This window comes from Umezawaea sp. Da 62-37 (assembly GCF_032460545.1).
Lineage (GTDB): Bacteria > Actinomycetota > Actinomycetes > Mycobacteriales > Pseudonocardiaceae > Umezawaea.
In genome coordinates, this window is the sequence record NZ_CP135965.1 from 7,898,244 (window position 1) to 7,910,237 (window position 11,994).

At 71.5% G+C, this 11,994-nt stretch carries 11 protein-coding genes; 6 read left to right on the forward strand and 5 right to left on the reverse strand.

What is annotated here, in order from left to right; genetic code table 11:
* Positions 1–42 precede the first annotated feature (42 nt).
* Together galK and RM788_RS36500 are read right to left on the reverse strand one after the other, a co-directional pair.
* Positions 43–1,224, reverse strand: coding sequence for a galactokinase (gene galK, locus RM788_RS36495; protein ID WP_315923716.1), 1,182 nt, complete (start codon positions 1,222–1,224; stop codon positions 43–45).
* Complete coding sequence (locus tag RM788_RS36500; protein ID WP_315923718.1) at positions 1,221–1,913, reverse strand: iron-dependent transcriptional repressor DtxR; 693 nt, start codon at positions 1,911–1,913, stop codon at positions 1,221–1,223. Before RM788_RS36500 ends, galK begins: the two co-directional genes overlap by 4 nt.
* Before the next feature lie 101 nt (positions 1,914–2,014).
* Between RM788_RS36500 and RM788_RS36505 the strand changes: the two genes are divergently transcribed.
* Positions 2,015–2,866, forward strand: coding sequence for a sulfurtransferase (locus RM788_RS36505; protein WP_315923720.1), 852 nt, complete (start codon positions 2,015–2,017; stop codon positions 2,864–2,866).
* Between the two features lie 611 nt (positions 2,867–3,477).
* On the opposite strand, the gene RM788_RS36510 is transcribed toward RM788_RS36505, so the two are convergent.
* A complete protein-coding gene (locus RM788_RS36510; protein ID WP_315923722.1) occupies positions 3,478–4,098 on the reverse strand; it encodes a DUF3558 domain-containing protein in 621 nt (206 codons plus the stop codon).
* A gap of 132 nt (positions 4,099–4,230) precedes the next feature.
* Between RM788_RS36510 and RM788_RS36515 the strand changes: the two genes are divergently transcribed.
* From RM788_RS36515 to RM788_RS36535, 5 genes are all read left to right on the forward strand, one after another.
* Complete coding sequence (locus RM788_RS36515; protein WP_315923724.1) at positions 4,231–5,406, forward strand: acetoin utilization protein AcuC; 1,176 nt, start codon at positions 4,231–4,233, stop codon at positions 5,404–5,406.
* A gap of 111 nt (positions 5,407–5,517) precedes the next feature.
* Positions 5,518–8,190: a bifunctional acetate--CoA ligase family protein/GNAT family N-acetyltransferase gene (locus tag RM788_RS36520; protein WP_315934848.1), complete on the forward strand. Its 2,673-nt coding sequence runs from the start codon at positions 5,518–5,520 to the stop codon at positions 8,188–8,190.
* Between the two features lie 221 nt (positions 8,191–8,411).
* Positions 8,412–9,242: a glutamate ABC transporter substrate-binding protein gene (locus RM788_RS36525; protein WP_315923726.1), complete on the forward strand. Its 831-nt coding sequence runs from the start codon at positions 8,412–8,414 to the stop codon at positions 9,240–9,242.
* 60 nt (positions 9,243–9,302) lie between these two features.
* Entirely contained in the window at positions 9,303–10,079 is a 777-nt protein-coding gene (locus RM788_RS36530; protein ID WP_399341175.1) for a GntR family transcriptional regulator, read from the forward strand.
* A 152-nt stretch (positions 10,080–10,231) separates the two neighbouring features.
* Positions 10,232–10,558, forward strand: a complete 327-nt coding sequence (locus RM788_RS36535; protein ID WP_315923730.1) for a hypothetical protein — start codon at positions 10,232–10,234, stop codon at positions 10,556–10,558.
* An 81-nt stretch (positions 10,559–10,639) separates the two neighbouring features.
* Here RM788_RS36535 and RM788_RS36540 read toward each other — a convergent pair whose 3' ends face one another.
* Both RM788_RS36540 and RM788_RS36545 read right to left on the reverse strand, forming a co-directional pair.
* A complete protein-coding gene (locus RM788_RS36540) occupies positions 10,640–11,305 on the reverse strand; it encodes a hypothetical protein (RefSeq protein ID WP_315923732.1) in 666 nt (221 codons plus the stop codon).
* A 17-nt stretch (positions 11,306–11,322) separates the two neighbouring features.
* On the reverse strand, positions 11,323–11,880 hold the full coding sequence (locus tag RM788_RS36545) for a hypothetical protein (protein ID WP_315923734.1): 558 nt from the start codon (positions 11,878–11,880) through the stop codon (positions 11,323–11,325).
* Between the last annotated feature and the right edge of the window lie 114 nt (positions 11,881–11,994).

An 11,994-nucleotide genomic window follows, 5' to 3' on the forward strand; every position in this document is an offset into this window, starting at 1 on the left:
CGTGGTTCTCGCTTTCGTTCGTTGATCAGGTCGATCGTGCGGTCAGCGGTCCCGGCCCGCGCCCGCGGAGGGCACGGCCGTGAACAGCCTCGGTTTGGGCAGCGAGCGTTCCGCGAACGCGGTGAAGACGGACTTCTCGACGGCCGGGTGCCGGTCGACCGGCACCAGCGCGATCGCCGAGCCGCCGAACCCGCCGCCGACCATCCGCGCGCCCAGCGCGCCCGCGGCCATGGCGGCGTCGACGGCGATGTCGAGCTCCAGGCACGAGACCCGGTAGTCGTCGCGCAGGCTGGCGTGCGAGGCGCTCAGCAGCGGGCCGATGTCGCCCAGCCCGCCCGTGCGCAGCAGGTCCACGGTCTGCAGGACGCGGTCGTTCTCGGTCACCACGTGCCGCACCAGCGGCCGCAGGTCCTCGGGCAGCCTGGTCAGCGTCTCGGCCAGCTCGCTGATCTCCACGTCGCGCAGCGCGGGCACGCCGAGGATCCCGGCGGCCCGCTCGCAGCCCGACCGGCGCGCGCCGTAGCCGCCGTCGGTGTGCGAGTGGCTGGCACGGGTGTCGACCACCAGCACCTCGAGCCCGGCCGCGGCCGCGTCGAAGTGGACCTGCTCGGACTTGCCCGACCGCACGTCGAGGAACAGCGCGTGCGCCTCGACGCAGCACAGCGACGCGGTCTGGTCGAGCAGCCCGGTCGGCGCGCCGACGAAGTCGTTCTCCGAGCGCTGCACCCACCGGGCGATCTCCTGGCGGGTCGGCGACGAGGCCTCGTCGCCGTCGGGGGACAGGCCCGCGAGGCCGAGCAGCGCCAGCGCGACCGCGCATTCGAGCGCGTGCGACGACGACAGCCCCGCGCCCGCGGGCACGTCGCCCGCGACCATCAGGTCCGCCCCGCCGGTGATGCCCTGCGACCGCAGGACCCAGGCCACCCCCGAGGGGTACGCGGCCCACCCGGACACGAGTCCGGGCTCCAGGTCCGCGATCGGGAACGGGTCCGCGTGCTGCACGTTGCCGTCGACGCCCAGCGTGCCGACGGCGAGGACGCCGTCGGTGCGCGGCGACGCCGCCACCGCGATCCGGTAGGGCAGCGCGAACGGCAGCACGAAGCCGTCGTTGTAGTCCGTGTGCTCGCCGATCAGGTTCACCCGGCCGGGTGCCGACCAGATGCCCTCGGGCACCCGGCCGTACACCTGCTGGAACGCCGCGGCGGCTCGGTCCGCCGTCGTCACCGCGCCTGCACCATGACGGCGTGCGCGACCGACGGGTCGAGCGTGGCGGTGCTGCTGTTGCCGCGGACCTTGATGACCTTGGCACCCGCGAGCGGGTCGACCTCGACGGTCCCGCCGGGCACGACGCCCGCGTCCTTCAGCTCGGCCATCAGGTCCGGGTCGAGCTGGATGTGCTCGGCGATCCGGCGCACCTCGACCTTGCCGCCACCGCGGCGGGCGACCTCGTCGATGCGGATCAGGTCCGACTCGGCGGCGGGCGCGGGCTTGCCGTCGCCCAGCTTGTCCAAGCCGGGGATCGGGTTGCCGTAGGGCGAGGTCGTCGGGTTGTTGAGCAGCTTGACGAGCTTGCGCTCGACCGCCTCGCTCATGACGTGCTCCCAGCGGCAGGCCTCGCTGTGGACGTGTTCCCACTCCAGCCCGATGATGTCGACGAGGAGGCGCTCCGCGAGCCGGTGCTTGCGCATGACCGCGATGGCGAGGTTGCGGCCCTGGTCGGTCAACTCGAGGTGCCGGTCCCCGGCCACGACCACGAGACCGTCGCGCTCCATGCGGCCGACGGTCTGGCTCACGGTCGGCCCGCTCTGCCCCAAGCGCTCGGCGATCCGAGCGCGCAGGGGCACCACGCCCTCTTCCTCGAGCTCGTAGATGGTCCGGAGGTACATCTCCGTGGTGTCGATGAGGTCGTTCACGCCCGCTCCCCTTCGTATGTCGTCAATGCTAGTCGCACCCGTGGTCGGTACAGGCCGCGTGTGGTGCCGAGGTCGGTCGCGGGGCGGTGCAGGATGGTGTCGTGCATCCCTTGATCAGCACCGAAGCGCTCGCCGCGGCACTGAGCGGTGACCGTCCACCAGTCGTCCTCGACGTGCGTTGGAAACTTGGTGGACCACCAGGACGCCAAGACTACGAGGTCGCGCATATTCCTGGGGCGGAATACGCGGACCTTGATTCGGAACTCTCCTCGGAACCCGGTCCGGGCGGCAGGCACCCGCTCCCCGAACCGGCGGCGCTGGAGCGCGTCCTGCGCGCCGCGGGCGTCCGCGCGGGCCACCCGGTGGTCGCCTACGACGGCGGCGACGGCTCGGTCGCGGCCCGCGTCTGGTGGCTCCTGCGCTGGGCGGGCCACGAGGAGGTCGCGATCCTGGACGGCGGTTTCGCCGCCTGGACCGCCGAGGGCCGCGACGTCACCGCCGAGACCCCGCCCCCGAAACCCGGCGACGTCGAGGTCCGCCCCGGCGCCATGCCCGTGGTCGACGCCGACGGCGCCGCCGCGCTGGCCCGCGCCGGCGTCCTCCTCGACGCCAGGGCGGGCGCCCGCTACCGCGGCGAGACCGAGCCCGTCGACCCCAGGGCTGGCCACATCCCCGGCGCCCTCAACGCCCCGTCCTCCGACCACGTCGGCCCGGACGGCCGCTGGCTGTCCGCGGACGAACTGGCCACCCGCTTCCGCGCCCTCGGCGCGACCGCCGACACCCCGCTCGGCGCCTACTGCGGCTCCGGCGTCACCGCCTCCTCGGTCGTCTTGGCCCTGGAGGTCGCGGGCCTGACCGACAGGACCACTCCCGCCGCGCTCTACGCGGGCTCCTGGTCCAACTGGTCCGCCGATCCCACCCGCCCGACCGCCACCGGCCCCGAGCCCGGCTGACCCCGCACCCCGAGCCTCCGCCGACCCTGCCCGCCACCGGTCCCGACGCCGGCTGACACCGCGCCCCCCGCCCCCCGAGCCTCCGGCGACCTCACCGCCGGAGGCCAGCGGTGCGGTCGGCTCCGCCAGTTCGGCGACCCGGCGGCCATCCGGTTCGAGAACGGACCGTTCACCAGGTCTCCACGCCCGACGTCCCCACGCCCGACGAAAACTGTCGTACCCCGCCGGTAACGTCGAATTCCGGGGGCCCATCCCCACGCGCGCGGGTGGGGATCCCCCGGAACCAATTCTACCGGTGGGCACCGACGAAGTCGGGGAGTCGGCCGAGCGCAAGATCGTTTCGGAGGCGGTCCGGGCTCGCGCCGGCAGTTGCCGCGACCGCCCGAGCGCATGCCCTTCTTCGAGCGGATCCCGAGGCGGCTGGCACCGCACTCGGCCCGGCTGCCATCCCCTCCGACGCACCATCGCCGGACGCACCCCCTGACGCGCCATCGCCGGACGCACCGCCGCCGGACGCACCACCGCCGCCCGACACACCACCGCCCGACGGGCCCTACCGGAGCGGGGGCGTCGGGCGGCGGTGGGGGCAGGCGGTGTGTCCGGCGATGGGGTCAGGCGTTGGGGATCTTGTTGAAGCCCGCCGTGGCGAGCTTCAAGGCGATGCCGCAGGTGTCGATCTGGTCGACCGGCGTGACCGAGGCCAGGAAGGCCGGGGTGATCTCGTCCGGGTCGTCGGTGAGCATGACCATGACGGAACAGTCCTCGCCGTCCTTGATCTCGTAGGCGGTGTTGCCCGCCACCTCGATCTCCTTGGCCTGCCCCTCGTACTCGGCGAGGGTGACCATCATCAGGACCACGGCGAACGGGTCGGACGTGGTCTGGACGCAGCCCTTCGTGGCGGACGGCTTGGCGCCGACGGCGGCGCCCACCTCCTCGGGGGTGAGGAGATCGCAGTTCTCGTAGCCCGCGGTCTTCTTCTTGGTCGTGATCTTGATCTTGCCGGTGGGCTTGCCCGTGGTCCCGGTGGATCCCGTCGACGAGGTGGGGGGCTTCGGCGCGCTGGTCGCCGCCTTGCCCGACGTCGTCGGCTTCGTGGTCGCGGTGGTCTCCACCGGACCGGCGTCGGCGGCCATGACCGCCGTGCCGTTGATCTTCTGCGCGCAGCCGCCGAGGCCGAGGGTCAGGGCCACGGTCAGGGCGGCGGCCAGCGCGGGGACTCGTCGCATGTGCATGGGGGCTCTGACCTCGTTCCGTTGGACGCGGTTCCATCCTTGATGGCGGGCGTCGTCGGGAGGACTCTAAGTGCGGTCCGCCCCCGCCGTCCGCGAGGCTGCCAACCTGTGATCTGGGCTAGGTTGCGAACCATGGGCAAGGCAGCCGCAGTCGTCTGGGACCAGTCCTTCCTCGGGTACGACCTCGGCGGGGACCACCCGCTGAACCCCGTCCGGCTGGATCTCACGATCCGGCTCGCGACGGAACTCGGCGTGCTCGACGGCGTTCCCCTGATCGCGCCCGACGCGGCGACCGACACCGACATCGAACGCGTCCACGAGGCGGCCTACCTCAACGCCGTGCGGGCCGCTCCGCACGCGGCCTGGGACGTCGGCCACGGCCTCGGGACCAGCGACAACCCGGTGTTCGAGCGGATGCACGACGCGTCCGCGCTGATCGTCGGCGGCTCGCTGGAGGCCGCGCGGCGCATCGCGTCCGGCGAGGCGGACCGGGCGGTCAGCATCGCGGGCGGGCTGCACCACGCGATGCGCGACCACGCCGCGGGCTTCTGCGTCTACAACGACTGCGCGGTCGCGATCTCGTGGCTGCTGGACAACGGGTTCGAGCGGATCGCCTACGTCGACGTCGACGTGCACCACGGCGACGGCGTGCAGAACGCGTTCTACGACGACCCGAGGGTCATGACGATCTCGGTGCACCAGAACCCGATGACGCTGTGGCCGGGCACCGGCTGGCCCGCCGAACTGGGCGGCAAGGGGGCGGAGGGCACGGCGGTGAACCTGCCGCTGCCGCCCGGCACCCGCGACGGGAACTGGCTGCGCGCGTTCAACGCCGTCGTCCCCGGTCTGCTCGGCGCGTTCCGGCCGCAGATCCTCGTCACCCAGTGCGGTGTGGACAGCCACCGGGAGGACCCGCTTGCCGACCTCGCGCTGTCGGTCGACGGCCACCGGGCGATCTACCGCACGCTGCGCGACCTGGCCGAGGCGCACGCGGGCGGCAAGTGGCTCGCGCTCGGCGGCGGTGGCTACGAGCTGCTGCGGGTGGTGCCGCGGTCGTGGACGCACCTGCTGGCGACCGTGCTCGACCGCGACGTCGAACCGAACGCGCCGCTGCCGCCGGACTGGGTGTCGCACGCCTCCCGGCTGGCGCCGAACCGGGCGCTGCCGTCGTCGATGACGGACGCCGCCGACACCGCCTTCACCCCGTGGGGCGGCGACGGAGACACCCCGGTCGACGGGGCGATCCGCAACACCCGGCGGGCGGTCTACCCGCTGCACGGCCTCGACCCCGACGACCCCAGGGACTAGAACGCGCCGCGCGTTCCCCGTCGCGCGCCCACCGGGCCGCTCGGTCACTGTTGGACCTGACGGACCGAGCGGGCCCGAACAACCGAAGGACGAGTGGAACCGGTGGCGGACATGGCCGAGGCCGACCCGTACGACTTCCCGGAGCACTGGGAGGCCGACGTCGTGCTGTCCGACGGCGGCACCGTGCACCTGCGGCCGATCACGCCGGACGACGGCGAACGGCTGCTCGCCTTCCACGGCAGGCTGTCCGAGCGCACCCGCTACTTCCGCTACTTCGGCCCGTACCCGCGGATGCCCAAGCGGGACGTGGAGCACTTCAGCACCGTCGACCACCGCGACCGGGTGGCGCTGGTGGCGTCGCTGGGCGACGACATCGTGGCCGTGGGCCGCTTCGACCGGTTGGACAGCGGGGACTCCGCCGAGATCGCCTTCGTCGTCGAGGACGGCCACCAGGGCCGCGGGCTGGGGTCGATCCTGCTGGAGCACTTGGCCGCCGCGGCGCGCGAACGCGGGCTGAGCCGGTTCGTCGCCGAGGTGCTCGCGGAGAACGGCCAGATGGTGCGGGTCTTCCGCGACGCCGGGTACGTGGTCAGCCGCGAGTTCGAGGAGGGCGTGCTGCACCTGGAGTTCGCCATCGACCCGACGGACCAGTCGGTCGAGGTGGCGCGGTCCCGCGAGCAGGCCGCCGAGGCGCGCAGCGTGCACAACCTGCTGCACCCGCGGTCGGTGGCGGTGATCGGCGCCTCCACGGACCCGACCAAGATCGGCAACGCGGTCCTGTCGAACCTGCTCGCCGCCGACTTCACCGGCCCGGTCTACCCGGTGAACGCCGAGCACCGGTCGGTGCGCGGGGTGCGCGCGTACCCGTCGGTGCTGGACATCCCGGACGACGTGGACCTGGCCGTGGTCGCGGTGCCCGCGGCGAGCGTCGACGAGGTCATGGACGCGTGCCTGGCCAAGGGCGTGAAAGCGCTGGTGGTGGTGTCGTCGGGGTTCGGCGAGACCGGTCCGGACGGCCGCAGCGCGGAACGCAGGCTCGCCGCCGAGGCCCGCTCGCACGGCATGCGGGTGGTCGGCCCGAACGCCCTCGGCGTGCTCAACACCGATCCGGCGGTCCGGCTCAACGCCACCCTCGCGCCCCGGCTGCCCGCCCGCGGCCGCACCGGCTTCTTCTGCCAGTCCGGCGCGCTGGGCACCGCGATCCTGGCCGACGCCGCCGAACGCGGTCTCGGGCTGTCGACGTTCGTCTCGGCGGGCAACCGCGCGGACGTGTCGGGCAACGACCTGCTCCAGTACTGGGAGACCGACCCGGCCACCGACGTGGTGCTGCTCTACCTGGAGTCGTTCGGCAACCCGCGCAAGTTCGCCCGGCTCGCCAGGCGGCTCGGCCGCACCAAGCCGATCGTCGCGGTGAAGTCCGGCAGGCACGCCGTGACGCCCGCGCTGGCCGAGAACTCGGTGGCCATGGACGAGGCGAGCGTGCAGGCGCTGTTCGAGCAGGCGGGCGTGATCAGGGTCGAGTCGCTCGCCGAACTCTTCGACACCGCCCTGCTGCTGGCCCACCAGCCGCTGCCGAAGGGCAACAGGGTCGCGGTGGTCGGCAACGCGACCGCGATCGGCCTGCTCGCCGCCGACACCGCCCTCGCGCAGGGGCTGGAACTGGCGGGCGACCCGGTGGACATCGGCGCGCAGGGCGGCCCGGAGGAGTTCGCCGCGGCCGTCCGCGACGCGCTGCTGCGCGACGACACCGACGCGCTGGTGGTCGTCTTCGTGCCGCCGCTGGCGGTGCCCGGCACGGCGTACGCCCGCGCGCTGCGGGAGGTCGTGGAGGAGACCGGGCTGACCAAGCCGATCGCCTCGACGTTCCTCGCGGTCGAGGGCGTGCCGGACGAACTGGCGGTGGCCGGTCCGGGTGGCGCGCCGGGCCGCGGCTCCGTGCCGTCCTACCCCTCGCCGGAACGCGCGGTGCTCTCGCTGTCGCGCGCGACGCGGTACGCGAGGTGGCGCTCGGCACCGCAGGGCAGCTTCACCCGGCCGTCCGGCATCGACACCGACACGGCGTCGGCGCTGGTCACCGCGCTGCTGGCGGAGGGCGTGGAACGGGTGGACGACGACACGTCCGTCCGCCTGCTCGGCTGCTACGGCATCGACCTGGTGCCGTTCCGGGTCGTGACGTCGGCGGACGACGCGGTCGCCGCGGCCGCGGAACTGGGCTACCCGGTGGCGATGAAGTCGACCGACGACCGGCTGCGGCACCGCTACGACCTGGTCGGCGTGCGGCTGGACCTGGGCGGCGAGGAGGCGGTCCGGGCGGCGTACGAGGCGCTCACCGCGGTGTCGGACGGGGAGGGCGCGTACGTGCAGCGCATGGCGCCCAAGGGCATCTCGTGCACCCTGGGCCTCCAGGACGACCCGTCGTTCGGCACGCTGCTGTCGTTCGGGCTGTCCGGACTGGTCAGCGACCTGCTGGGGGACCGGGCGTACCGGTCGGTCCCGGTGAGCGACACCGACGCGGCCGCGCTCGTCCGCGCGCCGAGGGCCGCCCCGCTGCTGGCGGGCTACCGGGGTGACGTGCCCGCGGACCTGCCCGCGCTGGAGGACCTGGTGCTCCGGCTGGCTGCGCTCGCCGAGGACCTGCCCGAAGTCCGGTCGCTGGCGCTCGAACCGGTGCTCGCCTCGGCCGAGGGCGCATTTGTGAGTAGTGCTCGCATTATTGTCGGTCCGCCTCCGTCCCGGAACGACGGCGGGCCCCGAAGATTGCGGTCCACCGGCATCGGACGGTAATCGGTTTTCCTTATCGCGGTCACCGCTCGCGACGCCCGCGTCGGCATTTATCCGATGCTTGACCGGTCAGGGCGCCGTTTTCGCGATCGGGCCTAGACGAAAACCTTTTCGCCGCCTAGATTCCCCGCCAGCACGTGGACCGATTGGCGATGGCCTGTCCGATTATCGGACAGGCCATCGACCGGTCATCAGTCGAGACGTTCCGCAGGAGGGGAAGAACAGTGCCGGTATTGCTGGTGCGCCTGGTCGCGGCCTTTTCCGCATTTTTGCTCGTCGGCGCTTGCGGTTCCGGTGACGAGTCCGCCCTGGTGGAAAAGGCGAGCGGGGGGACCCTCACCGTCGGGATCTCGTTCGACCAGCCGGGGTTGGGCGTGCGCAGGCTGGACGGCACGTTCAAGGGCATCGACGTGGACGTCGCGCGGTACGTGGCGAACGAACTGGGCGTCGACGAGTCGGGAATCACCTGGCAGGAGGCCCAACCCGCCAACCGGGAGAAGATGTTGACCTCCGGTCAGGTCGATCTCGTCCTCTCCACCTACTCGATCACGGAGAAGCGGAAGGAAATCATCGACTTCGTCGGTCCGTACTTCCTGGCGGGCCAGGATCTACTGGTCCGAATGGCCGATGGACGCATCAGCGGACCCGAATCGCTCAATGAGGATCCCAATCTCAGGTTGTGCTCCGTGCAGGGCACGACGTCCGCGGAGTACGTGAAGACGGAGTTCGCGAAAAACGTCAAACTCGTCGAGTACCCGAAGTTCAGCGACTGCGTCACGGCGGTGCTCGCGGACAACGCGGACGCGATGACCAGCGATGACGTGATCCTCGCCGGTTACGCCGCTCAAAACCCCGAACTGCTGCGGGTCGTGGGCCATCCCTTCAGCAAGGAGGAATACGGCATCGGGCTGCGCAAGGGCGACGCGCCCGGCAAGGCGAAGGTCCTCGACGCGGTGCGGAAGATGATTGCGGCCGGTGAGTGGAGGAAGATCATCGAGCGCAACGTCGGCCCGTCGGGGTACGTGATCCCGGACCCGCCGACGGTGACTTCCTGAGACGGTCCACACTCCGGGTTCACTCGTATGCGCACTGTGAGCGACGTAGGCTCACTGCTCGTGATTGCTACGCACCGCATCTCCCCGTACCGGGCCGACGGCCCGGTGCACGCCGGTATCCCCGACCACGGCCGGATCCCCCGCTACTACGCCGTCAAGACGGAAATCCTGTGGTTGGTCGACGCACTTGGGGAGGGTGCCGCGTTACCGTCCGAGCGAGAACTCGCCGAACGCTTCTCCGTGTCCAGGGTGACCCTGAGGCAGGCGGTCGGCGAGCTCGTCCTGGAGGGCAAGTTGCAACGTCGCCAAGGCAGTGGCACCTTCGTCGCCCCGCCCAAGCTCGTCCAGCCCCTGTCGCTGGTCAGCTACACCGAGGGCATGCTCCGCCAGGGGGTCGCCCCGGCGCGCACCGTGATCACCTGCGAGCTGCTGCCCGCCGACGAGGTGCTGTCGCACGACCTCAGGCTCGACGTCGGCGCGCCGGTCGTGCACCTGGAGCGGGTGCTGCTGGCCGACCAGGAGCGGGTCGGGCTGGAGTCGACGTACCTGTCGGTTGCCCGGTTCCCCGACCTGCTGGACGTGTTCGACGCGACGACCTCGCTCTACTCCTGCCTGACCGACCGCTTCGGCGTGGTGTTCGACGAGGCGGAGGAACGTGTCGAGACGGTGCTGGCGACACCCCGCGAGGCCCTGCTCATCGGCAACAACCCGGCCCTGCCGATGTTGCTGCTGCACCGCGTCTCCTACGACACGGCGGGGGAGCCGATCGAGCGGGTCCGGTCCCTGTTCCGGGGCGACCGCTTCAGCTTCGTGGCCCGGCTGACCGCCGAGAAGTGACCTGACCGTCCATTGAGGACGCTCGGTGGCGGCGTCACCGATCCGTGGCCCACAACCGCCCGTTAGCAGGAACTTCCGCCGGCCTCGGCCGGGGTACCGTGGTGCGACGCAGTAGCGGCGTCCGCGACGAGGCGGACGGATAGAGGTGTGCCGTGACGTTCAAGGGGGAGTTCCTCGCGGAGCTGGAGGATTGCCTGCGCGGCTACGGCGTCGTGCCGGTGAGCAATCCGGGGGCGCTCGCGCGGTTCATCGAGTACGTCCGGCTGCTCCCGGAGGAGCATCCCAGGCTGCGGTGCCTGGCCGGGGTCGATCAGGGGTCCGGCTCGTTCTGGAACAACCCGGCCGTCTGGTGGGAGCGGGTGCCCACGTTCGGGGTCGTCCACACCGATTGCGGCGCCCTGCTGGACGACCTCCTCGACGAGGCCGTGCACGACGAGATCGACGTCCTGGAGATGGAGATCCGCGAACTGCCGGGCTGACCCCGGACGCGGAAGGACCCGTTGGGCGGCCGGTGGTCGTTCCGGGCGCACAACGGGTCCTGGGTCACCGCTCGCGGTGGTTCAGACGTTCAGCAGCTTGTCGAAGAAGGCGCGGTACTGGCGCAGCGCCACCCGCAGCTCCTCGGTCTGGACTTCCTCACCCGCGCTCCACTGGCCTTCGAGCGACCGCTTGTGGTCGGCGAACGTCGTGGCGAGGCTCTGCATCACCTGCGCGACGAGCTCGTCGGCGTGCTGCACGGCGTCACGCGGGCTGTCGACGAAGTCGGCCTGCAGTCCGCGCCACTCGGTGCGGAAGCGGTCGACCTCCTCGCCGGTGAACAGCGTGGCGAAGGCGACGTCGTCGCTCGCGGCGGGCTTGGCCTGCACGGGCTCCTCGACCGCGACCGGCTCGTCGTCGACGGTGTCCTCGTCCGTCACCACGTCGTCGTCCAGCGTGGTGTCCTCGTCGGTCACGACGTCGTGGTCCGAGGTCTCGTCCACGGTGTCGTCATCCGCGGTGTCGCGGACGATCGTCTGGTCGTCGTGGTGCGTGGCGGGCTGCTCGCCGTACTGGGCATTGTCGTACTTCTCGGCGTCCACGGCCACGTCGTCGTACTGGTCCGACACGGGGCGGTCGTCGTAGTGCTCGCCCTTGTCGGTGAGGTCCGAATGCCCCTCGTGCCTGTTCCGGTCGTCGGGCAGCAGGTCCTCAGTGCTGAGCGGCCGGACATCTTGGCGCTCGGTCATGGTTTCGCTCCCTCTCGTCAGGCCTTGTGGGCCCGGTCGTCGGTGGTCGTGGTGCCGAGGAGGTCCTGGAACAGGGTGCGGTAGTGCACCATGGCGTTGCGCAGGTCTTCGGTGGTGGCGTCGCCCGCCTCGTCGCGCTTCGAGATCTCGTGCGCGGAGCGGTAGTGCTCCAGCGTGCTCGAGTGCTCGACGGACAGGAGTTCCGCCTGCTTCTCGTAGCCCTCGGTGGGGTAGCCGCGCTCGGCCATGAGGTCGGTCACGAGGACGTCTGCCTCGGCCACCGCGCCGGCGGGGGCGTCGACGAACTGCTCCTGGATGCGGGTCCAGTGTCGCGCGTAGCTGTCCCGCGCCTGCGGGCTCAGCTCCTTGACTTCCAGCTCCGCGTGCTTCTTCTGGCGGTCGAGCAGCTCGCGTTCCGCGGTCGTGCGGTTGTCGCTGCCCTCCACCGTCCGGTCGTACTCGGGGCCGAACTTCTCCTGCAACCGCCGCCTCTGGAGGTACTTGTTCAACAGGACTGCGATCACAGCAAGTACGACCAGCACGACGACGATGCCGATGATGGCGCCCGTGGACATCGCAGCCTCCTTCGGTCGGGGGGAAGAGTTGACGAACCACGGGTTCCCTTGTGCCGCAGGGATAAACATCTTCTTGCGGAAGGCGCAAGCCGCTACTGCAAAAGGCCGCACCCG